Source organism: Sphingorhabdus buctiana, assembly GCF_042680825.1.
GTDB lineage: Bacteria > Pseudomonadota > Alphaproteobacteria > Sphingomonadales > Sphingomonadaceae > Sphingorhabdus_B > Sphingorhabdus_B buctiana.
On record NZ_JBHUEL010000002.1, the window covers coordinates 135,009 to 161,091 of the forward strand.

General features: G+C 59.7%; 32 protein-coding genes. 10 read left to right on the plus strand and 22 right to left on the minus strand.

Translation table 11 applies throughout. The features are described from left to right. Position 1 precedes the first annotated feature (1 nt). Together ubiB and ACFSAG_RS01120 are read right to left on the minus strand one after the other, a co-directional pair. Complete coding sequence (gene ubiB / locus ACFSAG_RS01115; RefSeq protein ID WP_381510708.1) at positions 2–1,546, minus strand: 2-polyprenylphenol 6-hydroxylase; 1,545 nt, start codon at positions 1,544–1,546, stop codon at positions 2–4. 10 nt (positions 1,547–1,556) lie between these two features. Further along, a complete protein-coding gene (locus tag ACFSAG_RS01120; RefSeq protein ID WP_374615098.1) occupies positions 1,557–2,288 on the minus strand; it encodes a class I SAM-dependent methyltransferase in 732 nt (243 codons plus the stop codon). A 48-nt stretch (positions 2,289–2,336) separates the two neighbouring features. Here ACFSAG_RS01120 and mutM point away from each other — a divergent pair, with 48 nt between their 5' ends. From mutM to ACFSAG_RS01140, 4 genes are all read left to right on the plus strand, one after another. Then, positions 2,337–3,149 (plus strand): bifunctional DNA-formamidopyrimidine glycosylase/DNA-(apurinic or apyrimidinic site) lyase, encoded by an 813-nt coding sequence (gene mutM / locus ACFSAG_RS01125; protein ID WP_381510709.1) that lies wholly within the window; start codon positions 2,337–2,339, stop codon positions 3,147–3,149. Between the two features lie 131 nt (positions 3,150–3,280). Continuing rightward, positions 3,281–3,544, plus strand: coding sequence for a 30S ribosomal protein S20 (gene rpsT / locus ACFSAG_RS01130; RefSeq protein ID WP_381510710.1), 264 nt, complete (start codon positions 3,281–3,283; stop codon positions 3,542–3,544). Positions 3,545–4,031: 487 nt separating this feature from the next. Next, entirely contained in the window at positions 4,032–5,396 is a 1,365-nt protein-coding gene (gene dnaA / locus ACFSAG_RS01135; RefSeq protein ID WP_374615124.1) for a chromosomal replication initiator protein DnaA, read from the plus strand. Positions 5,397–5,475: 79 nt separating this feature from the next. Continuing rightward, positions 5,476–6,588 carry an SH3 domain-containing protein gene (locus ACFSAG_RS01140; protein ID WP_381510711.1) on the plus strand — a complete coding sequence of 371 codons (1,113 nt, stop codon included), beginning with the start codon at positions 5,476–5,478 and terminating at the stop codon, positions 6,586–6,588. A gap of 57 nt (positions 6,589–6,645) precedes the next feature. Here the strand turns inward: ACFSAG_RS01140 and ACFSAG_RS01145 are convergent, their stop codons facing one another. The 4 genes from ACFSAG_RS01145 to secB all read right to left on the minus strand — a co-directional run bounded on the left by ACFSAG_RS01145 (position 6,646) and on the right by secB (position 10,571). After that, positions 6,646–7,335 carry a DUF4136 domain-containing protein gene (locus ACFSAG_RS01145; RefSeq protein WP_381511250.1) on the minus strand — a complete coding sequence of 230 codons (690 nt, stop codon included), beginning with the start codon at positions 7,333–7,335 and terminating at the stop codon, positions 6,646–6,648. Between the two features lie 103 nt (positions 7,336–7,438). Further along, the gene (trpS, locus tag ACFSAG_RS01150) at positions 7,439–8,437 is read right to left on the minus strand and encodes a tryptophan--tRNA ligase (protein WP_374615122.1); all 999 of its coding nucleotides are present in this window, start codon (positions 8,435–8,437) and stop codon (positions 7,439–7,441) included. A 14-nt stretch (positions 8,438–8,451) separates the two neighbouring features. Then, on the minus strand, positions 8,452–10,038 hold the full coding sequence (murJ, locus tag ACFSAG_RS01155) for a murein biosynthesis integral membrane protein MurJ (protein ID WP_381510712.1): 1,587 nt from the start codon (positions 10,036–10,038) through the stop codon (positions 8,452–8,454). A gap of 26 nt (positions 10,039–10,064) precedes the next feature. Further along, a complete protein-coding gene (gene secB / locus ACFSAG_RS01160) occupies positions 10,065–10,571 on the minus strand; it encodes a protein-export chaperone SecB (RefSeq protein ID WP_374615093.1) in 507 nt (168 codons plus the stop codon). Positions 10,572–10,846: 275 nt separating this feature from the next. On the opposite strand from secB, the gene ACFSAG_RS01165 reads away from it, so the two are divergent. The 3 genes from ACFSAG_RS01165 to ACFSAG_RS01175 are packed head-to-tail and all read left to right on the plus strand — an operon-like array spanning position 10,847 to position 13,315. After that, entirely contained in the window at positions 10,847–11,509 is a 663-nt protein-coding gene (locus ACFSAG_RS01165; RefSeq protein WP_381510713.1) for a Tim44/TimA family putative adaptor protein, read from the plus strand. Between the two features lie 13 nt (positions 11,510–11,522). Continuing rightward, on the plus strand, positions 11,523–12,773 hold the full coding sequence (gene mltA, locus ACFSAG_RS01170) for a murein transglycosylase A (RefSeq protein WP_381510714.1): 1,251 nt from the start codon (positions 11,523–11,525) through the stop codon (positions 12,771–12,773). After that, positions 12,773–13,315, plus strand: a complete 543-nt coding sequence (locus ACFSAG_RS01175) for a Smr/MutS family protein (RefSeq protein WP_381510717.1) — start codon at positions 12,773–12,775, stop codon at positions 13,313–13,315. Before mltA ends, ACFSAG_RS01175 begins: the two co-directional genes overlap by 1 nt. Here the strand turns inward: ACFSAG_RS01175 and dapE are convergent. Beyond that, positions 13,312–14,451 carry a succinyl-diaminopimelate desuccinylase gene (gene dapE, locus ACFSAG_RS01180; protein ID WP_381510719.1) on the minus strand — a complete coding sequence of 380 codons (1,140 nt, stop codon included), beginning with the start codon at positions 14,449–14,451 and terminating at the stop codon, positions 13,312–13,314. The two genes, ACFSAG_RS01175 and dapE, sit on opposite strands and share 4 nt — an antisense overlap. Before the next feature lie 56 nt (positions 14,452–14,507). On the opposite strand from dapE, the gene ACFSAG_RS01185 reads away from it, so the two are divergent. Next, positions 14,508–14,972 (plus strand): cupin domain-containing protein, encoded by a 465-nt coding sequence (locus tag ACFSAG_RS01185; RefSeq protein WP_374615088.1) that lies wholly within the window; start codon positions 14,508–14,510, stop codon positions 14,970–14,972. Between the two features lie 27 nt (positions 14,973–14,999). Here ACFSAG_RS01185 and ACFSAG_RS01190 read toward each other — a convergent pair whose 3' ends face one another. From ACFSAG_RS01190 to ACFSAG_RS01260, 15 genes are all read right to left on the minus strand, one after another. Further along, positions 15,000–15,671, minus strand: a complete 672-nt coding sequence (locus tag ACFSAG_RS01190; RefSeq protein ID WP_381510721.1) for a glutathione S-transferase family protein — start codon at positions 15,669–15,671, stop codon at positions 15,000–15,002. Then, positions 15,668–16,279 (minus strand): ribosome biogenesis GTP-binding protein YihA/YsxC, encoded by a 612-nt coding sequence (yihA, locus tag ACFSAG_RS01195; protein WP_381510723.1) that lies wholly within the window; start codon positions 16,277–16,279, stop codon positions 15,668–15,670. The genes ACFSAG_RS01190 and yihA overlap by 4 nt, the downstream gene beginning before the upstream one ends. Before the next feature lie 166 nt (positions 16,280–16,445). Then, a complete protein-coding gene (gene yidC, locus ACFSAG_RS01200; protein ID WP_381510725.1) occupies positions 16,446–18,215 on the minus strand; it encodes a membrane protein insertase YidC in 1,770 nt (589 codons plus the stop codon). A 34-nt stretch (positions 18,216–18,249) separates the two neighbouring features. Beyond that, the gene (yidD, locus tag ACFSAG_RS01205) at positions 18,250–18,462 is read right to left on the minus strand and encodes a membrane protein insertion efficiency factor YidD (protein ID WP_381510727.1); all 213 of its coding nucleotides are present in this window, start codon (positions 18,460–18,462) and stop codon (positions 18,250–18,252) included. Beyond that, a complete protein-coding gene (gene rnpA / locus ACFSAG_RS01210) occupies positions 18,459–18,794 on the minus strand; it encodes a ribonuclease P protein component (protein ID WP_381510729.1) in 336 nt (111 codons plus the stop codon). The genes yidD and rnpA overlap by 4 nt, the downstream gene beginning before the upstream one ends. A 26-nt stretch (positions 18,795–18,820) precedes the next feature. Further along, positions 18,821–18,955: a 50S ribosomal protein L34 gene (gene rpmH / locus ACFSAG_RS01215; protein WP_298600653.1), complete on the minus strand. Its 135-nt coding sequence runs from the start codon at positions 18,953–18,955 to the stop codon at positions 18,821–18,823. A 115-nt stretch (positions 18,956–19,070) separates the two neighbouring features. Continuing rightward, positions 19,071–19,421 carry a hypothetical protein gene (locus tag ACFSAG_RS01220; RefSeq protein ID WP_374615081.1) on the minus strand — a complete coding sequence of 117 codons (351 nt, stop codon included), beginning with the start codon at positions 19,419–19,421 and terminating at the stop codon, positions 19,071–19,073. A gap of 42 nt (positions 19,422–19,463) precedes the next feature. Next, a complete protein-coding gene (locus tag ACFSAG_RS01225; RefSeq protein ID WP_381510732.1) occupies positions 19,464–19,925 on the minus strand; it encodes an SRPBCC domain-containing protein in 462 nt (153 codons plus the stop codon). After that, complete coding sequence (locus ACFSAG_RS01230) at positions 19,922–20,404, minus strand: VOC family protein (RefSeq protein ID WP_381510734.1); 483 nt, start codon at positions 20,402–20,404, stop codon at positions 19,922–19,924. Before ACFSAG_RS01230 ends, ACFSAG_RS01225 begins: the two co-directional genes overlap by 4 nt. A 10-nt stretch (positions 20,405–20,414) precedes the next feature. Next, complete coding sequence (locus tag ACFSAG_RS01235) at positions 20,415–21,215, minus strand: VOC family protein (protein WP_381510736.1); 801 nt, start codon at positions 21,213–21,215, stop codon at positions 20,415–20,417. A 6-nt stretch (positions 21,216–21,221) separates the two neighbouring features. Next, entirely contained in the window at positions 21,222–21,605 is a 384-nt protein-coding gene (locus ACFSAG_RS01240) for a DUF1428 domain-containing protein (RefSeq protein ID WP_381510738.1), read from the minus strand. Between the two features lie 34 nt (positions 21,606–21,639). Further along, complete coding sequence (locus ACFSAG_RS01245; RefSeq protein ID WP_381510740.1) at positions 21,640–22,050, minus strand: VOC family protein; 411 nt, start codon at positions 22,048–22,050, stop codon at positions 21,640–21,642. Beyond that, positions 22,047–22,676 (minus strand): TetR/AcrR family transcriptional regulator, encoded by a 630-nt coding sequence (locus ACFSAG_RS01250; protein WP_381510742.1) that lies wholly within the window; start codon positions 22,674–22,676, stop codon positions 22,047–22,049. The genes ACFSAG_RS01245 and ACFSAG_RS01250 overlap by 4 nt, the downstream gene beginning before the upstream one ends. Positions 22,677–22,772: 96 nt before the next feature. Next, complete coding sequence (locus ACFSAG_RS01255; RefSeq protein ID WP_381510744.1) at positions 22,773–23,261, minus strand: GNAT family N-acetyltransferase; 489 nt, start codon at positions 23,259–23,261, stop codon at positions 22,773–22,775. A gap of 50 nt (positions 23,262–23,311) precedes the next feature. Then, positions 23,312–24,019: a hypothetical protein gene (locus tag ACFSAG_RS01260; protein WP_381510746.1), complete on the minus strand. Its 708-nt coding sequence runs from the start codon at positions 24,017–24,019 to the stop codon at positions 23,312–23,314. Between the two features lie 162 nt (positions 24,020–24,181). Between ACFSAG_RS01260 and ACFSAG_RS01265 the strand changes: the two genes are divergently transcribed. Both ACFSAG_RS01265 and ACFSAG_RS01270 read left to right on the plus strand, forming a co-directional pair. After that, positions 24,182–25,690 (plus strand): YifB family Mg chelatase-like AAA ATPase, encoded by a 1,509-nt coding sequence (locus tag ACFSAG_RS01265; RefSeq protein WP_381510748.1) that lies wholly within the window; start codon positions 24,182–24,184, stop codon positions 25,688–25,690. Positions 25,691–25,743: 53 nt separating this feature from the next. Next, on the plus strand, positions 25,744–26,083 hold a 340-nt coding region (locus ACFSAG_RS01270), incomplete at its 3' end, for an endonuclease domain-containing protein (protein WP_381510750.1).

Genomic DNA, 26,083 nt, shown 5'->3' on the forward strand with positions numbered 1-26,083 from the left:
CCTATCCTAGCGTCCACATCGTAGCTGCGCCAGCGGCAGCCGCTGCCAGCGCCGTCAGCACATAGCGCCAGCCGTTGCCGCCCCGGCGCTTCTCCCAAATCAGTTCGATATCGGGCAGTGGGGGCGGTGGAGGCGCGCCGCCTTTTTTGGGCAGTTGGTCGTCGAGCCGTTTGATCAGGTCAGGGATCAGCGCGAGCGTCTTCATGCGATCACGCAAGCCATCGGCAATCGCCGCCTCTGGCCCAAGCTCGCCGCGGATCCATTCGCCGACATAGGGCGCGGCGACATCCCACATATTGATTGCGGGGTTCAGGCTGGTGGCGACACCTTCGACCATCACCATCGTCTTTTGCAGCAACAGCAGGTGTGGCTGGGTCTGCATGTCAAAGTCGCGGGTGATCGCAAACAGGCTGTCGAGCATCTGCCCCACCGACAATTCGCTCACCGGCTTGCCGCGCGTAGGCTCCCCCACAGCCCGCAGCGCGGTCGCGAATTCATCGACATTGTGGTAATCGGGCACATATTGCGCTTCGAAATGGATTTCGGCGACGCGGCGGTAATTACCCGTCGTCAGGCCGTAGAGAATTTCCGCCAGCCACAAACGCGCCTGCCGGTTGATCCGGCCCATGATGCCGAAATCGATCGCAACGATGCTGCCATCGGGGCGCACGAACAAATTGCCCTGGTGCATGTCGGCGTGGAAAAAGCCTTCGGAAATGGCTTGCCGCAGGAAGGTGAGCACCAGCCGCTCGGCGAGCTTGTGCGTATCATGCCCGGCGGCTTTGAGCGCCTCGACATCCGAAATCTTGATGCCATCGACCCATTCGAGTGTCATCACCCGGCCCGAGGTGCGATCCCAATCGATCGCGGGGATATGGTATCCCTCAACGGCGGCCATGGCTTCCTTGAGTTCGGAGGCAGAGGCAGCTTCGCGCCGCAGGTCAAGCTCGCGCAAGGTCCAGCGCTTGAGGTTGGCGATGACAAGTTGCGGGCGCAGCCGCGCAGCTTCGCCGCCCAGTGCTTCCAGATGCGCCGCCGCCCATTCATAGGTTTCGATATCGCGGGCAAATTGTTCGCGAATGCCCGGGCGCAGCACCTTGACTGCAACCTCGCGCCCATCAGTCGTGCGTGCGCGGTGTACCTGTGCAATCGAAGCCGCGCCGACCGGTTCAGGGTCGATATGTTCGAACAGCTCTGCCGCAGGATTGTTGAGGCTGTGGTCAATCTCTTCGTAAATCCGCTCAAACTTTTCGGGCGGCAGTGAATCCTGCAGCGTCAGCAAGTTATTTGCCGCCTCTTCACCCACCAGGTCGGGGCGGGTGGCGAGCGTCTGCCCCAGCTTGATGGCGGCAGGGCCGATTTCGCGGAAGGCACCGGCATAATCCGGAATTCTCGGCTGGATCGTCCCCAATCGCGCAATCCGGCACAACCGCTTCACCTGCGGCGGGGTGTTCCGATCCTTCTCGATCCCACGCAGCGCCCCGTGCCGCGCCAATATGCGGCCCCATTTGAGCAAGCGAAGGATATGCGTCGCAGGACGGGTCATGAGGAGGGAATCAAACCTTCCAGCCGCTGTGGATCGCGACCAGCCCGCCCAGAATCGGCTCGACCTTGGTCTGCACGAAGCCGGCGTCGCGGATCATCGCTTCGAACTGCGGCATGGGCGGAAATTTGCGGATCGATTCGGCAAGGTAGCGATAGCTGTCCTCATCGCCCGCAATCACCTTGCCCATCTTGGGCAGCAGATGGTGCGAATAAATATCATAAGCCTTGGAAAGCCCCGGCCACTCGACGGTCGAAAATTCAAGGCAGAAAAAGCGTCCGCCAAAACGCAGCACACGATGCGCCTCGCGCAGGGCGGCGGGAATATCGGTGACGTTCCTAATGCCAAAGGCGATGGTGTAGGCGTCGAAATGCCTGTCGGGGAAGGTCAGCTTCTCCGCATTCTGTTCGCTCCATACCAGCGTATCGATGCCGCGCTCGACCGCGCGTTCCATGCCGACCGACAGCATGTCGGGGTTGATATCGCTGACGGTGACATTGGCACCTGCCTTTTCGAGGCGAAAGGCGATGTCGCCGGTGCCGCCTGCCATGTCGAGAATGTCCTCACCGGGGCGCGGCTTTACGCGGCGGACGAAATGATCCTTCCACAGCCGGTGCATCCCGCCCGACATGGCGTCGTTCATGATGTCATATTTGCTGGCAACACTCGAAAAGACACCGCGCACGCGCTGGGTCTTTTCTTCGGGGCTAACCTGTTCATAGCCAAAGGAGACGGTCTCGGTCATGTTTCTGGCCTCTAGCCAAGTGGTGGGCTCGCCGCTAGCGGATTCGCTATGCCTGAATTACCCGAAGTCGAAACCACCGTTGCCGGCCTGCGCGCCGTGCTTGAAGGCGAAGTGATCGTCCGCGCCGAACCACGCCGCGCCGATCTGCGCTGGCCCATCCCGGTCGACCTGCGCCAGCGATTGACCGGTGCACGGGTAACCGGACTGGGCCGGCGCGCCAAATATGGGCTGATTCACACCGATCGCGACGATACGCTGATTTTCCACCTGGGCATGTCGGGCCGTTGGCGGGTCGATCCTGAAGAGATCGAAAAGCACGACCATTTCATATTGGAAACCGGCGCGGGCAGGGTGGTGGCGCTGAACGACCATCGCCGCTTTGGCTCACTCGATATCGTGCGTCGCGATGAATTGGAGGGATTCCGCCATTTTGTCGCGATGGGGCCGGAGCCGCTGGCCGACGATTTCGATGCCAAGGTGTTGCACGCGGCGCTGCAGGGGCGCAAGGCACCGATCAAGGCGATGCTGCTCAACCAGTCGGTGGTCGCGGGGCTTGGCAACATCTATGTGTGCGAGGCGTTGCACATGGCGGGGATATCCCCGGTGACCCCGGCGCAAAAGATCAGCCGGCCGCGCGTTGAAAAGCTGGTGATCGCCATCAAGGATGTGCTCGCCGCTGCCATCAAAGCGGGCGGATCGACGCTGCGCGATTTCGCCGCACCCGATGGAGAGCTGGGTTATTTCGCGAAGGATTGGCTTGTTTATGGTCGCGAGGGCGAATCCTGCCATTGCGGTAGCACAGTCCAACGCCGCGTCGATTCGGGGCGCTCGACCTTTTTCTGCCCGAAATGCCAGCGTTGATCGCGGTATTGCTGGCTTGAAAGCTGGGCATTTCCGGTTGACGAATCTGTTGCGGCTGGCTAAGGGCGGCGCTTCATCGGCCACACCACTGGTTTGGTGGCTCGTAACTATCTGATTTTTTGAGGACTGAAATGGCAAATACGCCGCAAGCTCGTAAGCGTATCCGTCGCAATGCGCGCCGCAATGAAATTAACGGCAACCGCGTCAGCCGTATCCGCACCTTCGTCAAGAAGGTCGAAGCTGCTCTCGCCGCTGGCGACAAGGGCGCCGCTGCCGAAGCATTGAAGGCTGCCCAGCCGGAACTCGCACGTGGCGTCGCCAAGGGCGTGCTCCACAAGAACATGGCTGCCCGCAAGTTCAGCCGCCTCACGAAGCGCGTTTCGGCCCTCGGCTGATTGCTTCCTCGGTGATCGAGAGGTCACCGGAACCAATGATATAGTTAATGGCCCGCCCGAAACGGCGGGCCTTTTCTTTGCCCGCAGTTGGGTGGTGCAAACGAATCCAGCTTTATCCACGATTCGTGGCCTATTGACACGGGTTGCAGTTGAAAAAGCCAATTAAAACAAAGTGATAAAAAAAATTCGACGGATTTTCAGCGCTTGCGCCGAGTCAATGCGAATTATTTCACTTTTTTTGCAATCGGCCCCTTGCTCGACTCAATTTTGCGTGGTTACTACGGTCTTTCCAGCAGCGTGCGATTAACCTCACACCTGTCTCAATCTAGCATGACGCAATAGGGACTTCTGCACGAAGATGCAGGAGAGCGGTGGAACTGTGTCAGCCGACAGGAGGCAGATGTGCAACAAAAACAGGGTGCGTTACTGGTTGGGGTGAAAGGGGTGGCAAGTGACGCTTAAAGTCGTGCGTTCGGAGCAGGAAACGATGGGGGGCTCCGCATTCGAATCTGATTGGCAAAATGTGGCGTCGCGGTTGCGCCGGGATCTTGGGGCTCAAATCTACGGACAATGGATCAGGTCCATTGCGCTTGGCGATTTCTGCGAACTTACCGGAACATTGGAACTGCTGACCCCGTCAGATTTCTCGGCAAGCTGGGTTTCCGATCATTATGCAGACCGTATCCGTCTTGCCTGGTCGAGCATCAATCCGTCTGTCCGCCAGCTGAAAATTCGCGCCCGTCCGGGTGCAGCCCGTGTCGAAATGCTGCAGGGTGCAGCCGCTGCCGAACGTCCGCTGGCCGCTCCGGTCGACGAAGCACTTCCGGTGCGCAGCCAGCTCGATCCTCGGATGACCTTTGCGAATTTCGTCAAGGGCCAGACCAACGCGCTCGCACTCAGCGCCGCCGAACGTGTGGCCGCTGCCGAACGTCCGCTGTTCAACCCGCTCTATCTGCAGGCCGCAACGGGGCAGGGCAAAACCCACCTGATGCACGCCATCGGCCATGCCTATGCAGAGGTGAACCCGAACGCGCAGATCCTCTACATGTCGGCTGAAAAGTTCATGATGGAGTTTGTCTCCGCCATGCGCCGCAAGGAAGTGATGGAGTTCAAGGCCCGCTTGCGCGCGGTCGATGTCCTCCTGATTGACGACATCCAGTTCATCATCGGCAAGGTTTCGACGCAGGAGGAATTCCTCCACACCGTTGATGCCATCATCGGCGCAGGCAAGCGCCTTGTCGTGGCCGCTGACCGTGCACCGCAAGCGCTGGACGGCGTTGATCAGCGTATTCTGTCGCGTCTTTCGATGGGCCTTGTTGCTGATATCCAGCCGGCAGACCTTGAACTGCGCCGTTCGATCCTCAACCAGCGTTTGGCCAACATGCCCGAAACCCAGGTGGGTGAGGATGTGATCGAATTCCTCGCGCGCACGATCAGCCGCAACGTCCGCGAACTCGAAGGTGGTTTGAACAAGCTGATTGCTTATTCGCAACTCACCGGAAAGCCGATCACCCGCACGCTCGCCGAAGAGCAACTGAAGGATATCCTCAGCGCGTGCCGCCGTCGCATCACGATCGACGAAATCCAGCGCGCCGTTTGCGAATATTATCGCATCGATCGCAGCGAAATGTCGTCAAAGCGCCGTGCGCGCGCAGTCGTGCGTCCGCGCCAGGTGGCGATGTACCTCGCAAAGGTGATGACGCCGCGCAGCTATCCCGAAATTGGACGCAAATTCGGTGGTCGTGACCATTCGACCGTGATCCACGCCGTCCGTCTAGTCGAAGACCTGCGCCGGATGGATAATGACATGGATAACGACGTCCGCGCCTTGCTTCGCCAGCTCGAAGCGTAACTATCCCGCCTTCCGCTTTCCTTGGGATGGCCGAACGGCTATTCCAAGGCAAAGATAAGGAATCGGGAGGCTGACACCAATGTCCAAATTCTGCTTGCAATGCGGCGCGGCGCTGAACGCGGGTGCGCGCTTTTGCGGCGAATGCGGCGCTCCTGTTTCCGCGGCATCGCCAAAGGCCAAGGCTGCGAACCACCCGCCTGCGAAGAAGAGCAACTGGATGCTGATCGGCGGTGTCGCTGGCGCGATTGCACTGGTTATCGCTTATTACTTCATCTTCCTGCACGACGATGCAAGTTCGGGGCTTGAAGATAGGGTTGCCGACCAACCCGTCGAGGCCGAGGCCGCGGTAGCAAAAGTCTATTACGCCATGCTCGAGGCCAATATCCGCGACAAGGCATCGACGCAGGGCTCGACTGTGTTGGGCAAGCTGCCGCGAGGCGAAAGCGCTTCGGGCAAGGTTATCCTTGGCGAAGATGGCACCAGCGATTGGCTTGAACTTGCCGATGGCAAAGGCTTCGTCGCCTTGGTCAACCTCTCAGAAATCCAGCCGCCCGAGCTTTCCAAAATGCTCGATGACAAGAAATGGACCGCGAATGAGGCTTTGGATGTCTGGGCCCAGCCCGACCCCGCCTCAACTTTGATAGAGCGCGTCGCCGCAGGCACTTCAATCACGCTCGTTGGGCTGACGGCCAATGATTATGTCGAGGTGAAACTGCCCAAGGGCGGTGTTGGTTATATTGCGGGCGGCGAACGCATCGCCAAACTCGCCAGCGGCAAGCCGATTGCGATTGCCTTCAACGCCAACACTTGCAGCTTCGGCCCCGAACTTGATGCCATGTTCGCGACGATCGGAAACCGGGTAAGGGCGAATTACAAGGCATTGGAAAACAAGGAATATCCCAGCGAAGAAGCGCGCTCCAAGGCGCTTGCATCGATCGAGGGACGCAGCACCTTCCAGAAACTGGAACGCAATTTCGAAGGGCTGACGGTTACCGCCATTGCACAGCATTATGAATCGCAGTCGGTCTATTTTGCCGAACCGGCGTCGCGGGTCATCGAAGTCTTCCGCTCAAAAGGTTTGCGGATTGGCCGCGATGGCAGCATTCCCAGCTCCGACCTTTTCGCTGCAATCGGCAGTGCCGCGGGTGAGGGCGGCCGTTACGGCAAATCCGATTTGAGCTGCGGCGTCTGATACGAAAAACCCCGCCGGTTGAGGCGGGGTTCTTCCTTTTCCTACAAGCGGGAAAGCTTATTTCTTTTTCATGCCCTCTTCGGGCGAGACCGAAATACGCACGGTTTCACCGCTATTGCCGGGGAAGCCGGTGAACATCGCAGTCACCAAGTTGGGCACCAGATAGGGCAGGCGGTTCGAACGCGATTTTGCCTCGGCCTTGCCTTCGAACAGGCGTTCGCCGGTGGCGGTGCGTTCGATCTTCATGTCGATACCGCTGGTATAGACGGTGTAGTTGCGCACATCATACCCGCCGCGCCAGCCGGGGCCGAACAGGAATGGATCGTGCCAGCCATAGACATAGCGCGCGCCGCGCGGGGTGCGCACAATATAGGGGCGGTAATATCCGGGGCCGAAACCAAACCGGCCATAGCCCCAGAAGGGATCGTAGAAGGGGTCGTCATAAACGACGGTGCGTTCCTTGCCTTCATCAATGCCGTAACCCAGCTTGACCGTGAAGTCAGCGGCTGCGCCGGGTGCCGCGGGGATATAGCCCGCCTTGGTCATTTCGGCCGAAACCATCGCGGCATATTGGCCGAATTCGATCCCGCCTTCATTCGCCGGATCAGCGGCCTTCACGATAAAAGTCTGCCCTTGCGGTGCCGGCATCTGCTGGAAACGCGAAACATCCGCCTCGAACGGCGTTGCGCACGCGGCCAGCGTCAGCATCAGGGCCGGAGCAAGAATGGAAATTGCCTTACGCTTCATCACGATAAACCTCCGTTTCCGCCAATATAGGCGGACATGCGCGGATATCTATCGCAAAAGCGCTGAACTGCGGTTGAACGGCGCAACCCGTGCAGACGGCGGTTTAACGCAAAAGCCCCAGCGCCTGATATGCCTTGTCGAGCGTCGGCTGGGCGAGCGCAGTGGCGCGTTCGGCACCCTTGCGCAAGGCGGCGTCGATCGCCGGGATATCCTGCCGCAATTCGTTGAACCGCTCAGCAATCGGTGCGAGGCGCGAAACCATCAATTCACCCAGCGCCGGTTTGAAAGCGCCAAATCCTTGGCCGCCAAATTGCTGCAGCACTGCGTTCACGCTGCTACCGTCTAGCGCGGCATAGATGCCGACAAGATTTTCCGCCTCGGGCCGTCCGGCCAGGCCTTCCTTCTCGCTCGGCAGCGGTTCGGGGTCGGTCTTGGCCTTACGCACCTTCTGCATGATGGTGTCGGCATCGTCGGTGAGGTTGATGCGGCTCATGTCCGAAGGGTCAGATTTGCTCATCTTTGCGCTGCCATCGCGCAGGCTCATGATGCGTGCAGCTTCGGGCGGGATGATCGGTTCGGGCAGGGTGAAGATCTCTTCGCCATTGCCGAAATCATTGTTAAACTTCTGCGCAATGTCACGTGCCAGTTCGAGATGCTGTTTCTGGTCGTCTCCAACGGGAACATGCGTCGCCTGGTAGAGCAGCACGTCCGCGGCCTGCAGCACCGGGTAAGTGAACAGTGCGACCGAAGCGCCCTCACGGTTCTTGCCCGCCTTGTCTTTCCACTGCGTCATGCGGTTGAGCCAGCCCATGCGCGCGGTGCCATTGAGCAGCCATTGGAGCTGGCTGTGTGCCACAACCTGCGTCTGGTTGAACAGGATCGACTTGTCGGTATCGATACCGCACGCGATCAGCGCCGCCGCCATCTCGCGGGTGTTGGCGGTAAGCTCAGCCGGAACATGCGGCTGCGAAATGGCGTGCAGATCGGCAAGGAAAAACAGGCATTCTCCCTGATCCTGCATTTTCACCCAGTTCCGGATGGCGCCGAGATAGTTACCAAGGTGCAAATTTCCGGTGGGCTGGATGCCCGATACGACGCGCATGTTTGTGCTTTCCATCAGCTGTTGTTGGCCGCAGCGCGGTTGCGCCGCAGCAGGCGGTTGACCCGATCGCGATCGAGCGCGCCAACCATATATCCTGCAGCGAAATAGACCGCCATGCCGCCGCCGACAAGTATCGCCAGCGCAGCAATTCGGGTGAGGATATCGTCAGAGAAATAGGGCAGCATCCAGCTCATCAGCCACCAGAGAAGGGCAGACATGATTGCGGTTGCCAGCAATTGGCGGCCAATGCGTGCACCCAGCGCGCCGGTGAAATGGAACCAGCCGCGTTTGTGCAGCACGGCATAGAGCAACAGGCAGTTTAGCGACGCCGAAGCGGCGGTTGCACCTGCCAGCCCGACAATGCCCCATGGGCGCACCGCAAAGACGTTGAGGATGATGTTGAAAATCAGCGAGATCAAAGCGGTATAGACCGGCGTCTTGGTATCTGATCGCGCGAAGAAACCGGGGTTCAAAATCTTGACGATCACATAGGCTGGCAAGCCCGCGACCAGCGCTGCTGTGATCTGCGCCATGATCGCGCCGTCCTGCATTGTGAACTTGCCGCCAACGAAGAAAGCGTTGGTGAAGGCAGGCGCGCAAATGGCGAGCGCGGCAGCAGCGGGAAGAGTCAGCAAAGTCGCCATCTCAAACGCATCCGCCTGCAAATCCTGCGCGCGCTGGTGATCCTCGCTCTGGATATGGCGCGACAGCATTGGCAGGATCGCAGTGCCCAATGCGATGCCGACAATCCCCAACGGCATCTGGTTGAGCCGATCCGCCATTTTCAGGAGCGTCAGCGAGCCCTGCGGCAGCGAAGTCGCGAAGAAAGTGTCGACGAACTGGCTGATCTGGTAAATCCCGGCGCCAAAGGTCGCGGGCAGGATGACCATGCCCAATTGCTTCACCTCGGGGGTGAATTTGGGCATTTGCAGTTTAAAGCTGAGGCCAGCGCGGCGCACTTCCCACCACAGATAGAGCAGTTGCGCGAGACCCGAGAGCGAAACCGCCGCGCTCAATGCATAGACGACAAGCCGGTCGTCATCGCTGCCCCCGCGCCAATAATAGCCAGCGCCAATGCCCCCGATCAGCACGATATTGAACAGGATCGGCGCGATAGCCCCTGGCGCAAATTTGGAACGCGCGTTGAGCAAGCCGGTGAGCATCGCCACCAGGCTGATGAAAAACAGGTAAGGGAAGGTCACCCGGCTGAGGAATACCGCAAGGTCAAACTTGCCCGGAACCGACTGGAATTCGCTGGCGAGCAGCCAGACAATTCCCGGCATCGCGAGCATCGCCAACCCCGAAAAGGCGAGCAATATCCAGATAAAGACCGACAATACGTCATTGGCGAACTTCGCTGCTTCATCCTCACCATTCTCGCCCGCCAGCCGCCGCGAATACATCGGCACGAAAGCGACCGAAAAGGCGCCTTCGGCAAACAGCCGACGGAAGGTGTTGGGCAGGGTGAAGGCCAGCTGGTACGCGTCCCCTGCCAGCCCGGCGCCGAGCACACGGGCGAGCAGGATGTCGCGGATAAAGCCGAATATGCGGCTGATGATGGTGAAACCAGCGATGGTCGATGTGTGCCGAAGCAAGCTCATCGCTGGTTCAACCTAATCGGAAAATATCAGGCTTCGCCGGCGGGCTGTGCTTCAGCCGTTGCTTGCGCCTGCGCGAGCTGCTGCAGGTAGAGGCCGTTGAAGTCGATCGGATCGAGCACCAGCGGCGGATAGCCGGCATCGCGAATCGCATCGGCAACCACGCGGCGTGCAAAGGGGAACATCAGGCGCGGAGCCTCACCAAACAGGAACTGGTGGGCATAGCCTTCTTCGACATTGCGCAGGCCAAAAAGCGTCGCATATTCGAGTTCGACATTGAAATGCACGCCCTGTTCCGCCTCGGCCTTGACGCCAAGTTTCAGGCAAACTTCGTTGACTTCCTCGTTCACCGGATTGACTTCGATATTCACCTGAACATCGATCTGGGGTTGGCTATCCCAGCCATAGCTTTGCGGGGCATTCGGGTTTTCGACCGATAGATCCTTGATATACTGGCTGAGCATGCCAACCGCCGGTGCGGTGTCTTCGCCGTTCGCGCGCAGTGTATCGGAAACGATGTTGCCTTCTTCGGCCATTTTCTGTGCTTTCCCTGACTTTCCCGGCCATCCCACATGGCCCCTATTTCGGCAGCGCGCCTAGCAGGGGGAAGGGCAAAGGGCAATGCTTAAGGGCGTCGCCAAAGCGCTTGTTTTGGCCTGCGTGAAAAGAATCGCAGCAAGCCATTTGAAACCAGCGGGGGAAATGCCTATGTTGACGTCAAGGAAGCTGGGTTTCATGCCATTCAAGTGGGATTAACCCGGATTTTGGTTTTTCGGGCTAAATCCCTGTCCGAACTTGTGAGGCGTGTGAAATGGTAACTGTCGAAATCGTCCTGCTCGCAATGGTTGCAGCCTTTCTGGGCCTGCGTCTCTATTCGGTGCTCGGCAAGCGCACCGGGCATGAGCAGGAGCCTGTGGCCCGCCCCGCAATCGATGAGCGCCAGCCTGCGAGCGTCCGCCAGCCGGTCGGCTCACGCGAAGGGCTATCGCCCGCGCCGGTCGTCGATAGCCCGCTCGCCGACAGCGCTGCCCAAAGCGGTTTGCGTTCAATCGCCAATGCCGATCGCACCTTTGACCCAGCCCTGTTTCTTGAAGGCGCCAAGGCAGCCTATGGCATGATCCTCGAAGCCTATTGGAAAGGCGACAAGGCGCAGCTTCGTTTCCTGTGCGATGATGATGTCTATGAAAGCTTTGTCGAGGCAATCGATGCGCGCAATGCGAATGGCGAAACGCTCGAAAACCGGCTCGTCCGTATCGATGAAGCCCGCATCGTTGATGCCAGCTATGATCATCCGATGGCACGGATTTCGGTGCGTTTCGATGCCGACATTGCGGCACTGACGCGCGATGCCAATGGAGCGATCATCGGCGGCTCGCTCACCGATGCTGTCGAGACGCACGATGTCTGGACATTCTTCCGCGATGTGAAGTCGGGCGACCGTAACTGGAAACTTGACGAAACCGACGCGGTCTGATTCACCACGGGGCATGAAAAGCCCCGCCATCGCGCTCGCCCTACCGACACTTTTGCTGTCTGCCTGCTCGGGGACGATCATCCCTAAAGGCGGAACGGTTTCTCCGTCCACACCGCCTGCGCCAACGGCACCAGATGTTGCCGCAAAGCCGATTCCATCGACACCGGTCGCTCCTATCGCGGTTTCTCCAACCACGCAGGCAACTGAAGTGGTCAACGCCCTCAGCGCCGGTGTGGTTCGCGGGCCGGCGATTGCAGAGCTGGCTTCGGATGCGCGCAAAGCCAATCTTGCACTCGCATCGTTCCGCACATCCTGCCCTGGCCTGTTGAAACGCACCGACAATTCAGGGCTAACGCAAGGAAGTGACTGGCAAGAGGCCTGCGATGCGGTGAAAACATGGAGCGGCGATGCCATCTCCTTCTTCGCCACCTATTTCGATGCGGTACAGGTTGGCGAGGGCAAGGCCTTTGTCACCGGTTATTTCGAACCCGAAATCGCCGGATCGCGTACCAAGCAACCCGGCTATGATGTCGCGATTTACAAACGCCCGCCTGACCTGATCGATGTCGATCTCGGGCTGTTTTCGGATGATCTCAAAGGCAAGTCGATCCGCGGCAAGGTGCAGGGCACCAAATTCATTCCTTATGATGAGCGCGCCGCGATCGTCGATGGCTCACTCGCCGGTCGCGGGCTTGAGATTGCCTGGGCGGCTGACCCGGTCGACTTCTTCTTCCTGCAGATCCAGGGATCGGGCCGTTTGCGCCTGCCCGATGGCGGGGTGATGCGGATCGGCTATGAAAGCCAGAATGGCCGCGGATATACCGGCATAGGTAGGTTGATGAAGGATCGCGGCCTGATCACCGACGGGTCGATGCAGGGAATCGTCAAATATCTTCGCGAAAACCCCGAAGAGGGGAAGAAGATCATGAACGAAAACAAAAGCTTCGTCTTTTTCCGCGAATTGACCGGGGCAGGGCCACTCGGTGCCATGGGCTATCCGGTGGTGGGCGAGGCGAGCGTTGCTGTCGATCCCAGATATGTGCCCTTGGGCGCGCCTGTCTGGCTCTCGCTCGACCGGGCCGAACCCAATGGCATCTGGGTGGCACAGGATACCGGCGGCGCGATCAAGGGGGCGAACCGCTTTGACAGCTTCTGGGGTGCTGGCGATCGCGCGCGCGCCATTGCGGGCGGCATGTCGGCACGCGGCAGTGCGCTGATCTTCCTGCCCAAGGCTACCGTCGCGCGCCTGATCCCGGCGCAATAATGGCACGCCGCCTCCATCCGGAGGAGCGGTCGTTGTGGAACCGTGTCGTGCAGACGGTGAAGCCGCTACACCCGGTGAAGGTGGTGTTGCATCCGCATCCGGTGGAAGAAGCGCCCAAGCTCAGCGTCGCGGAGCCCAAAAAACCAAAACCCAAAGCTAAGCCGGCAGCGGTCGCTCCCCAGCAAAAGCCAGTGAAAACCATCGAGGGCAATCTCGATTCGCATTGGGACCGGCGCTTCAACAAGGGCGCGGTCATCCCTGATATCAGCATCGACCTGCACGGGCAGGGGCTGGCGGGGGCGCACGCCCGGCTTGACCATGCACTCGAACAGGCGATCCACCAGCGGATGCGCGTGGTGCTGCTCGTTACCGGCAAGGCGCGCGCGCACGATCGGGCGAGCGGAACCGGACGGGGAGCGATTGCGTCGGTGGTGCGCGACTGGCTCGCGGCATCGCGACACAGCGCACATATCGCCGCCGTCCGCCAAGCACACCCGCGCCACGGCGGCGACGGGGCCTTGTATATTGTTTTGAAACGCTAAGCGGACAACAACCGCAGTGTCACCTGCCGGTAAATCTCCGCCAGCGCATCAAGGTCTGGAATCGCCACGGCCTCATCAAGCTTGTGCATCGTTGCATTGCACAGCCCGAATTCGACAACCGGGCAGAGCTTGGAAAGGAAGCGTGCATCCGACGTGCCGCCGGTGGTCGAGGCCTCGGGGGCGATGCCGGTCACTTCCTCTACCACCGCGGCCAATGTTTCGCTGAGCTCGCCTGGCGGGGTCAGAAAGGCCTCGCCAGAGATCATCGCCTTCAGCGTGCCGCCACCCGGCTCGACAATGCCGCGGATCAGCTCGACCAAACACTCACCGCTGTGCAAATCATTGAAACGGATCGACAACCGCGCCAGCGCCTTTGCCGGGATCACATTGGTCGCCGGGTTGCCGGTGTGGAGTTCGGTAATCTCGATATTGCTCGGCTGGAAAAATTCGGTGCCTTCATCGAGCACCACCGCCTTGATCTGCGCAAGGATGGCAACCAACCGCGGGATCGGATTGTCGGCCAGATGCGGATAGGCAACATGGCCTTGCGTGCCTTCGACGGTGATCCACATATTCACCGATCCGCGCCGACCGACCTTCATCATATCGCCCAGCCGATTGACGCTGGTGGGTTCGCCGACAAGGCAAATATCGGGCAGGGTGCCGCGTGCCTTCATATGCTCGATCAGCGCGCGGGTGCCGTGGATGGCGGGGCCTTCCTCATCACCGGTGATGATCAGGCTTATCGTTCCGGCTTCTTCGGGGATTTCGTGCAGGGAAGCGACAAAGGCCGCGATGCTGCCTTTCATGTCGACAGCGCCGCGCCCGTAAAGCAGGTCGCCGCGGACTTCGGGTTCGAATGGTGCGCTTGCCCAGCCGTCGCCCGGCGGCACGACATCAAGATGCCCCGCAAAGGCGAAATGCCGCCCGCCTTTTCCACGGATTGCAAACAGGTTTTCCACAGGGCCGCCATGCGCCGGGTCAGGATCGTCAGCACCTGCAATGAAACGTTCGACAGTGAAGCCCAAAGGCACCAGCAGCGCCTCCATCGTGTCAAAAACGCTGCCGCGCGCAGGCGAGATGCTCTCGCAGGCCATCAGGGCTTGGGCATATTGCAGGGCAAGGCTGTCAGTCATTTGCACCGCATGGCAATGACGTTATGGTTTGTCCATAAATTCTGGTTGGAAGCGCCATGCCCAAGATCGATATCGAAGCCATCCCGCAATCGAACGCGACCGGTTACCCCGAACCTTTCGACAAGGCTGTTGAAGGCCGCTGGTGGCGTCGGCTCGCCCCTGCTGCGGGATTGACGCGCATGGGTGCAAGCCATGTGGTGCTCAAACCGGGCGGTTGGTCTTCGCAGCGCCACTGGCACGAGGCAGAGGATGAGATGGTGATCATGCTCTCGGGTGAGGCAGTGCTGGTTGAGGATGAAGGCGAAACCGTGATGCGCCCCGGCGATATCGCGGCGTGGGCCGCTGGCGTGCGCAACGGCCATCACCTTATCAACCGCAGCGACAGTGACTGCATGTTCATCGCCATAGGGGTGGGCGATCGCTCAAAAGGCGGGGGGTATTCGGATATCGACATGATGTTCGGCGAGGAGGATTATTACCACAAGGATGGCACGCTCTATCCGACCAAACGGATCAAATAATCTCCTCCCGAAAGCGGGAGGGAGATTTCACTTACTCGGCTCGATCTCGAACTTTTCGATCACCCATTCTTCATTCTGCGCCGCCTGGTACCATTCCTCCATCCAGGGATGGGCAAGGACGGCATCGACATAGGCCTCGGCAAAGCCGGGCAGGGTGAAACCATAAGTGACAAAGCGCGTCACAATGGGGGCATACATGATATCGGCGGCGCTATAGGTGCCGAACAGATAGGGGCCTTCATTGCCGAACCGCGCGCGGGCTTCAGCCCACAAGCCCAGGATGCGCAGCGCATCGTTGCGGGTTTCGTCGCTGATCGTCACGCCTTCATAAACCTTGCGCAGGTTCATCGGGCAAGCACGCCGCAGGGGCAGGAAACCCGAATGCATTTCGGCTGCCATCGACCGCGCCATGCCGCGGGCGACTTCGTCCTTGGGCCAGAAACGCTCCCGCCCAACCTTGTCGGCCAGATATTCGAGAATTGCCAGGCTGTCCCAGATAACCGCCTCGCCATCCCACAGGATTGGCACCTTGCCCGATGAGGGCGCAATATCCTCCTCGCGCTTTCGCTCGTCCCAGCCGTCATTATAGAGGGGAACGGTCAATTCCTCGAAGTGCAGCCCCGATTGCTTGCAAGCCAGCCAGCCACGCATCGACCAGCTCGAATAGGCCTTGTTCCCGATGATGAGTTTGAGGGTCATGACTGGATGGCTTCTAGCACCGCCTCGCGCAAGGCATCAATCCCGCCCTTCTTTTCCGCAGAGGTCGCCGAAATCACCGGAAAAGCGGCGCTGTGCTTGCGCAGCTCCTCGAGCGTTGCCGCCTCGACCGCAGCGAGTTCGCTCGCCTTGATCTTGTCGGTCTTGGTAAGCACGATGCGATAGCTGACGGCTGCACCGTCGAGCATTTTCATAATCTCGCGGTCGACTTCCTTGATGCCATGGCGGCTGTCGATCAGCAGGAAAGCACGCTTGAGCACTTGCCGGCCGCGCAGATAATCGTTCACCAGGTAACGCCATTTCTGCACCGTCTTCAGCGGCGCCTTTGCATAGCCATAGCCGGGCATGTCACAAATGCGGAAGATCGGCGGTTCACCCACGTCAAAGAAATTGAGTTCCTGCGTACGCCCCGGCGTGTTCGATGCACGGGCAAGGCCGTTGCGGTTGACGAGCGCGTTGATCAGGCTCGACTTGCCCACATTCGACCGTCCGGCAAAGGCGATCTCCGGCACGGTCGCGTCGGGCAGGAATTCAAGGCTGGGGGCAGACTTCAGGAAGTTGACCGGGCCTGAAAAGATTTTCGTGTCCATATAATTGTCTCTCAAACCCTCTCTCCATCCGGGGGAGAGGATAGCAAGGTTTGCTGCAACGCAGCTAGCCGCGCTTGGAGAGGGGCCCCTCTCCGACTGCGACTAGGCCTCGCTTCGCAAGACCAAGTCTCGTTGCCTCTCCCCCGGAAGGGGAGAGGTTAATGCCTTAAGCCTTCGCCTTTTTCTTCTCGGCCTCTTCCTTGGCCATCTGCTCCTTCAGGATCGGATGCTTGGCGTAGAGCCACTTTTGCTGGCCGATCGAGATGATGTTCGAAACCACCCAGTAAAGCTGCAGACCGGCTGCGAAGGGGGCCATGATGAACATCAGGAACCAGGGCATGATGGCAAAGACCTGCTTTTGCACTTCGTCCATCGGCTGCGGGTTCAGGCGCTGCATCAACCACATGGTGATGCCGAGCAGGATCGGCAGGATGCCGATGGCGATGAAGCTCGGCGGGTCAAACGGCAGCAGGCCGAACAGGTTGATGGGGGTCAACGGATCGGGTGCCGACAGGTCCTTCAGCCACAGCGCAAACGGCTGGTGCCGCATTTCAACCGAGAGCATCAGTATCTTGTACAGCGCGAAAAAGATCGGGATTTGCAGCAGGATGGGAAGGCAGCCCGCCAGCGGGTTGATCTTCTCTTCCTGGTACAGCTTCATCATTTCCTGCTGCAGCTTGGGCTTGTCGTCCTTGTACCGCTCCTGCAGCGCCTTCATCTTGGGCTGCACCGCGCGCATGCCGGCCATCGACGCAAACTGCTTTTGCGCGACGGGGAACATGAAAATGCGAACGATGATGGTCAGCGCGATGATGGCGACGCCGAAATTCTTGAACAGGTCAAACAGCCACAACAGCAGCTTCTGGAACGGAATGGCGATGAACCAGAACCAACCCCAGTCGATCGAATAGTCGAGATAGGGAATGCCGAGCTTTTCGGTGTAGTTGGTCAGCTCTTCATATTCCTTGGCCCCCGCGAACAGGCGCGAGGTCTGGGTTTCGGTCTGCCCCGCAGCGACTGCCGTCAGTTGCGCATTGCGGACATTGGCCCAGTTATAACCACCTTCAGAGAGGAACTCTGCCTTCACCGGTACCTTCTGATCAGGGATCAGCGCTGCCAGCCAATATTTGTCGGTCAGGCCGTTCCAGCCACCCGTGGTCGCAAAGCTGACCTTGCCACCCGGTGCTTCGGCAACCTGGTCATAGCCCCATTCATAATTGGGCTGGCCGTTGAACACGCCCATCGGGCCGATATGGATCTGCGTAAAGATCGAACCGCCTTTGGTTGCATCCTTGGGCGTGCCCTTGCGGCTGATGATGCCAAAGGGCGCAACATTTGCGGTGGGCAGGCCGGCGGCATTCGCAAAGCGCTGTTCCGCGGTGATTAGGTAATGTTCATCGATCGACAGCTTGATATCGAAACGCTGGCCCTCTGGATTGGTCCAGCTCAGCGTAACCGGGGTCGTCGGGGTCAACTTGTTGCTGTCGGCCGTCCAGATGGTCTTGTCGGTGGGAAGCGTCGCGCCATTGCCGGTCCAGCCGAAGCGCGCAAAATAGGCGTTAGCGGTGCCCGAAGGGGCAAACAACCGCACTGGCGGCGATTTCTTCGAAAGTTCCTGGCGATGCTGTGTCAGCACCAGGTCATCAATGCGTGCGCCTTCAAGGTTGATCGAGCCCTTGAGCTTGGGGGTTTCGATAAGCACGCGCGGATTGGCGGTAAGCGCTGCGGGCAGGGCAACGGCCTTTGACGATACCGATGGGGTGGCAATATCGCCGCTGGGTGTACCTGCACTCGCAGGTGCATCAGCTGTCGTGGCTGGCGCGCTTTTCTCCGCCGGAGGCGGGGTCGGGAAAAATTGCTCCGCGACATAGGGCCAGCCAAAAAGGATAAGGCCCGTCAACAGCACAGCCAAAATGATATTACGCCGGTCTTCCACTTGATATTCCCTGTTACTTCAATGTCTTGATCTGTCAGGGCACCGGATCATATCCGTGCCCGCCCCAAGGATGGCAGCGCAATAGCCGTTTCAGCGTCAGCCAGCCACCCTTAATCGCGCCATATTTCTGCAAAGCCTCTATCGCATAGGACGAACAGCTAGGGACATAGCGACACGTCGGCGGCAGGATACGTGACGGCCCTAATTGCCAACCACGCGCGATCAGGATGAAAAGCTTTGCGATCATGCTGAAAGCTTCCCCAGCGCCTTCGTCATTTCTTCGCGCAGCTGGCCGAAATCTCGTTCGATCCCGCCCTCGCGACCTATCAGGATATGATCGGCTCCAGCCTTGCCCAATGTGGGAAGCAGCTCAGCCGCCAGTTCGCGGAAACGGCGACGCATGCGGTTGCGCACCACGGCATTCCCGACCTTTTTGGTGATGGTGATGCCCAGCCGCTTGGCAGGATCATCGTCGCGCCGATCGTGCACCAGCAAAACGAAACCGGGAGTTGCATAACGCTTCCCCCGGTTGGCAGCCAGAAAATCCGGCCTTTTCTTGATTACCTGATAGCCGCGCATGATGCGGCTGGCAAAATCTGCGGCGCTTAGGCCGACAGCTTCTTGCGACCGCGTGCGCGGCGTGCGTTCAGGATCGCGCGACCCTTGGCGGTCGACATGCGGAGACGGAATCCGTGACGGCGAGCGCGCACAAGATTGCTCGGCTGGAAGGTGCGCTTCATGGCTCAAATCCTCAAAAAAATCAGCTGTTGGAATAAAAACAGCCGCCGAATCTCTACGGCGACCGCCTTTGTTGAGCGGGCCTTTATGGTTTAGGCGCGCAAAAGTCAACATGACTCAGGGCAGTTTTTGGCCAAGGTCGTCACGCCGGAACAGCCGCATCAGGTCACGCTTCACAGGCGGGAAGGGTGGCCGCTTGCGAAACCGCTTCCTGCGAAGCGCCCAGTTGAGCCATGTTCCATATTCGGGATGTCGCTTGCTATGCTTGGTGAATTGCCGTTTTGCCCAAAGCGAGTTTTTGATGATCAGGGCTGATCCGATGATGAAAAAGGCGAGCCCGCCCGGCCCCGGGAGCCAGCTGATCAGCGGAGCGGATACCACAAAGGCCCAGCCGATGACGATCATCGTCCAGCGATAAGCCCGCATTTCGCTGATTTTTTTGCGTTCGGCCCGAATCTTCCCGGTCATGCCGCCGATGTGGGAGCTATTCTTTTCGAAACAAGGACAGTTTCAAACTTCCTCGCACATCTCCACCAACTGGTCGGCACAGGCACCCCATCCTTCTTCAAAGCCCATCTCGGTATGTTGCTTGCAGGCATCTTCGGTCCAGTGGCGGCATGTGGCGGTGTAGCGCGTGCCATTGCCTTCGGGCTCGATGCTCCAGATGCCGATCATGAAAGGGCCAGCGGGCATCAGGTCGCCGACGACGGCATCGGTAAAGGCAAAGCGCTTGCCTTCATCCCATGCCAGCACGGTGCCGGGATGCGGGTGCACTTCGCCATCGGGGCCATACATGGTGCAGGTGGAGGCGCCTCCCGCTCGCCGTTCGAGCTTGTCGAACTCCGCACGCCAAGGCTTTGGGCACCACCAATCGTTGATCCGGTTGGTCATCACATCCCACACTTTTGTCGGCGGTGCGTCGATGAAACGCGTGACCGACAGTTCCCACCCATTTTCTGCTGTTGCTGTCATTGTCCGTCTCCCCGCACCGCCGCCTCGATTGCGGTATGGTCGATTTTCTGCATCGTCATCATCGCCTCGAATGCGCGCTTTGCAACATCGCCACCCCGGGCCATCGCATCGGTCAGTACATGCGGGGTGATCTGCCAGTTGAGGCCCCATTTATCCTTGCACCAACCGCAGGCGCTTTCAGCCCCGCCATTGCCGACAATGGCATTCCAATAGCGGTCGGTTTCTTCCTGGCTGTCAGTGCCGATCTGGAACGAGAACGCCTCGCTCTGCGGAAAGACTGGGCCGCCATTAAGGCCGATGCAGGGCACGCCAACGACGGTGAATTCGACCGTCAGCACATCGCCCTTCTTTCCAGAAGGATAATCGGCCGGGGCGCGGTGCACCGCCTTGACCGTACTGTCGGGAGAGGTTGCGGCATAGAAATTGGCCGCTTCCTCGGCAGCATTGTCAAACCAGATGCAGATAGTGTTGGTGGTCATGGCTGTTTCCTCAATGTCGAGGCCCAACAAGCCCAAAGGCCGCGCCTTGGGGATCGGATGCGGAAAGGCTGTAATCGCCGCCGGGAATTTCCATCGGCTCCATATGAAGTGTCCCGCCTGCCGCCTTCAACGCATCGACCGCTGCGTCGATATCGGACACGCGGAAATAATAGGTCCAGGCCGAAACGGGCATTTGTGGCATTTTGGGCATGACTGCACCCAGCAGGAAGCGCCCGCCCGCGACGCGGAGGAATTCATATTTGCCCATCGTCCCCATATCGAGATCGCCATCCTTGGCCCAGCCGAACAGCTTGCCGTAAAAAGTCTTTGCGGCTTCAGGGTCGGTGGTCGAAAGCTCGTTCCAGGCGCAATGGCCGACCTTGGGTTCGATCGCGGCAAAGCTGTGGCTTGGTTCGCTTGATGCGCCACGCATGACATAGAAAAGCGCGCCTTGCGGATCGGCAACCATCGCCATGCGGCCGACATTCTCAACGTCCATTGTCATAAACGATGTGCCGCCTGCCGCGATGATATCGGTCACGGCCTTGTCGACATCCTCGACCGCAATATAGCCGATCCACGCCGGTCTTGAGCCGCCTGCCTCCATTTCGGGGGTGATGGTCATGAAACCGCCAACGCCGTTCATCGTGTCAGACGGATCGCCCGCATAGAACAGGTTGTAATCCATTCCCGGCTGGTTGGCGTTCGCCGCATTCCAGCCAATGACCGATTTGTAGAATGCCGCAGCAGCGTCAGCGTCGCTGGTCAACAATTCGTACCAGATGAAGTCGCCATGTTCGTTTCGCATCATCGCCTCCTATTGCTTGAGGTCGAGAACGGGCGTGAAACCGCCGAAGATCAGCCTTTTGCCGTCAAAGGGCATCGGGTTCTTTTCCGGGTCCATGCGCGGATCGGCCTTGCTGGGATCGTTCATCCACTTGGTCATCGTCGCCATCGCCGCTTCGCGGGTGGCCTTGTCGGGCCATTCGATCCAGCTGAAGAGCACTTCTTCATCCTCTTCGGCTTTCACAGCCATGCGGAAATCGGTGGTGTGGCCTTCGTGGATGTCGTCACCCCAGCACTCAACCACCCGCAGCGCGCCCAGTTCCATGAACACACTATCGCCCATCTTGGCGTGCTCGATGAATTTGTCCTTGTTGGCCTTGGGGCAGGCGATCACGAAACCGTCTATATAACTCATCTTTCGTCTCCTATTTGCCCCCGGTTCAAAAAACTCAGGCGTCTGGCGGCACTGCGGCCGGATCCATCCAGAATGGCTCCCAGATATGGCCGTCGGGATCGGCAAGCGTGCGCTGGTACATGAAGCCATGGTCCTGCGGCGGATTGAGGTCCGCTGTTCCCCCGGCTGCGGCACCCGCATCAACCAGCGCGTTCACTACATCCTTGCTGTCCAGCGTGATGGCGATCATGACTTCGCTCGAAGTCGATGGCGGAATCGGCCGGTCGGTGAAGCTCTTCCATTTGTCGTGGGTCAGCAGCATCACGTGGATGCCTTCCCCCCAAACCATGCAGGCAGCGGTCTCGTCGGTGAAATGCGGGTTGTTGGTGAACCCGAGCGCCGCATAGAAAGCCATAGATCGCGGCAGGTCCGCCACTGGCAGGTTGACGAAGATCATTTTGCTCATTTGGCATCTCCTCGATCGAACAGCATTTTAATGTAGCGTTTGAGATGGAGCACGCTGTCGCGCGCTTCCTTCGGGCTGTTCCTCGCCTTGGCGATGATGAATGCACCCTGCAGCACCGCCTGGATGTGATAAGCGAGGCTTATAGCCGAAACGCCGCCGCTGATGCCGTAACGTGCGATGGCTGCTTCGATATCCACGGCCAGCCGATCGCAATAGGCGCTGATGCTGGCATCGCTCGCAATGCGCAGCGGCTCGCTGCTGGCAAAGCTTTCCTGCACCATCGTGCCGACGAAGCAGGTGAAGCCCTCGGCAGGGCCCTCCATCATGAACAGGCGAAAATCAATGTGGGCGAGGAGCCGCTCGAGCGGGTCTTCGATGCGGACCCAATGGGGCAGGGTGAAGATCAACTCCTCGGCGCGCGCGGTCCATTGCTCGGCGGCGGCCACACCCAATTCTTCCTTGGAAGCGAAATGGTGGAAGAAAGCGCCTTTCGATACACCTGCAGCCGCGCAAATCTCATCGACCGAGGTGGCTGCATAACCCTGCCGTCGCACCAGCATATGTGCCGCATCGATCAGTTTCGACCGGGCAGAAACTCTTGGGGCAGGGGCATTGCGACTCGACATGTGCAGACCATACCGACTAGTTGGTATGTTAGTCAATCCGACAACAGGATGGCGTCGCAGAGTAGCAGAAATGCGTTGGTGAAAAGGAGCGAGTGGTTAGAGCTGGAGCGTCATGGTGATGTGCACGCCATCGCCGTGCCACAGCCGCTCGACATGCGCATCACTCGTCCGGAAACCCATTTTTTCATAGATCGCCATAGAGGAAGCGAGGCCGTCGGTGGTTTCAAGATAGACCTCGGCATGGCCGCAATGCCGGGCATGATCGAGCGCAAGTTCCACCAGCTTGCGGCCCGCGCCGGTCCCGCGAGCTTCGGGGAGCAGCACGACCCAGCGCAATTGACCGCGCTCGCCGCGATCGACCAATGCAGAGCAGCCCACCGCTTTGCCATCGATTTCCGCAAACCATACGCGGCTGCGCCCCGGCTGGTCGAGCCGGGCCTCGGCAACGGTTTCGACGACAAAGTCCCAGAAAGGCGGGCCAAAGCGGTCGCCTTCTTGCGCATAGCCATATCGGTGCATGTCGACGATCAGCTGGTCGTCGCCTGACCTCCGATCATGCCGGAAAGTGATAGCTGCAGCCCCCATAGGGCGGGCGCTTAGAGCATGATTTTTGCGGTATCAAGCCCGCGGACGGTTCAATCCAGCCGGACGTAGCGTGCCAGTTCGCGAGAGTTGAGGTAGAGCGCATCATCATGTGGCGCGCTGTTGGTCATCGCGTAAAAGCTGCGTGCCTCGGCATCACCCAGCCCCATTTCGCGGTAAAAAGCGATATATTCCTGATGCACCGGGTCGTCTGCGGCGAAATCATCGGCTTCATAGCCATCTTCGTCGCGCCAGCTATGCACTGCGAATTCGGCGGTCGGCGCGGCGCGGCGGGTGGCACCTGCCAGGAACAACTCCACCCCGCCCGAACGGACCGAACCGCCATCGGGCACATAGGTGCTGACGCCATGGCGGCGCACCATGCGGGCGAGTGCAAGATTGGCTTCGTCATCACCGGTGCCGGGGCATTCGACCATGTCGATCTGGCGCAGGCCCGGAAAGGCGCGGAGCAGAGCGGCAAATTGCGCGGGCGTTTCGCTCTCGATGCTGCCGATCAGTTCGGCGCGATCGGGCGCAACCATATGGAACGGGCCAAAGCTCGCCAGCGGCGGGCGGCTGGGGGCGATTTCCCCAAAGGGCTGGGCGACAAAACGCTCGGTCGCGCCGCTCTCGACCGTCGCATCCACTTCATAAACGACATCTTCGACCTGCAACGTCGCAGCGTGCGACGGCGCGGCAATCAGCACGATTGCAAACAGCGTCGCCAAGCCGAATTTTTCAAGGATCCTGATGCCCTTCATTCACGCCCAATGCATTGCAGCAGCTTGCGAAATCATCTTCGCGAAGGGTTAAAAGGATTTTAGCCACGATTTGCCTTCGGGCGAATTCATGCTAACCGATGGCAGCGCGCGGTGGCCAAAATGGCGCAACTTTTGGACCTGTTTCTAAGGAGTTGCTTCGCCATGGTCGCGATTGTTTCTACCGTTGCCTATTTGGGGCTGGAGGCCCGTGCGGTCGAGGTGCAGTGCCAGATCGCTCCCGGCATGGTTGCCTTTTCAGTGGTTGGCTTGCCTGACAAGGCGGTGGCAGAAAGCCGCGAGCGCGTGCGCGCCGCCATCGCGGCTCTCGGGCTTTCGCTGCCGCCCAAACGGATCACTATCAACCTCTCGCCGGCTGACCTGCCCAAGGAGGGATCGCATTACGACCTGCCGATCGCGCTGGCGCTGCTGTCCGCCATGGGGCTGGTCGATACCGAAACGCTTGCGCATTATGTCGTGGTCGGCGAACTCGGCCTCGATGGGCGGGTTGCCGCTTCCCCGGGCGTATTGCTTGCAGCGCTCCATGCTTCGGGGCGACAAATGGGGCTGATCTGCCCGGCGCTGCAAGGCGCCGAAGCGGCATGGGCAGGCCAGGTAGAGGTCGTTGCCGCGCCAGACCTGCTGTCACTGCTCAACCACCTAAAAGGGCAGGGGATATTGCGCCCGCCCGAACCAGGTATCGCCGAAGCGCCTGCACGCGGGCCGGACCTCAAACAGGTGAAGGGGCAGGAAACGGCCAAGCGCGCGTTGGAGATTGCCGCAGCGGGCGGGCACAACCTGCTGATGGTCGGCCCGCCGGGTGCGGGCAAGTCGTTGCTCGCCTCTTGCCTGCCCGGAATACTGCCCGAACTGACCCCGGCTGAAGCGCTTGAGGTTTCGATGATTGCCTCGGTCTCAGGCACGCTGGAGGGTGGGCGCATTTCGCGCAGCAGGCCATTTCGGGCGCCGCACCACAGCGCCTCGATGCCAGCACTGGTCGGTGGCGGCCTGCGCGTTCGGCCCGGCGAGGTGAGCCTTGCCCATCTCGGCATATTATTTCTCGATGAATTACCAGAATTCCAGAGGGTTGTTCTCGATAGTTTACGCCAACCCTTAGAAACAGGCGAGGTCAGCGTGGCGCGCGCAAACAGCCATGTGACCTTCCCGGCAAGGGTGCAACTGGTCGCGGCGATGAACCCGTGCCGCTGCGGCCATCTGGGTGATGCCGCGCTCGCCTGCAGCCGCGCTCCGCGCTGTGCGGCAGATTACCAGTCGCGCGTTTCGGGGCCACTGCTTGACCGCATCGACCTGCATGTAGAGGTTGAGGCAGTAAGCGCCGCCGACCTTGTCTTACCCCCGCCATCGGAAGGCTCCGATCAGGTCGCCGCGCGGGTATTGGCGGCGCGGCAAGTGCAGACCGAACGATTGGGCGGCACTGCAAAACGCAGCAATGCCGAACTCGACGGTGAATTGCTCGAGGCGCATGCCACCCCCGACGAACCCGGCCAACGCCTGCTCGCACAGGCCAGCGAAGCGATGCGGTTGTCGGCGCGCGGCTATACGCGGATATTGCGGGTGGCGCGGACGATAGCCGACCTCGCCGGATGCGAGACCGTGGGCCGCATCCACATCGCCGAAGCCCTATCCTACCGCAGGCAACCACCAAGGAATTGAGCACGCAATATCCCCCTCCCGCTTGCGGGAGGAGCTAGGGGAGGGCCTGTGATATGAAACGTCCAAAGTTTCGTGGAAGGGACATCAACCGTTCGCGTGAACTGCGCCGAGAGGCGTCATTGGCAGAGCGGTTGATCTGGCCTGCGCTTTCAAGCGGCAAACTCTCCGGGCACCGTTTTACCCGGCAGTATCAGATTGGTCCCTATTTCTGCGATCTGGTATGCCGTTCCGCAAAGTTGGTGGTCGAAATAGACGGATTTTCCCACGATCTCCGGCAGGGGTATGATGCTAGACGAGACAGTTTCCTGCGCGATCAAGGATATCGCGTTTTGCGGTTTGCCAATGACGATGTGATGCACAATCTGGAAGGGGTGGTGGCAACCATTGCGCTTG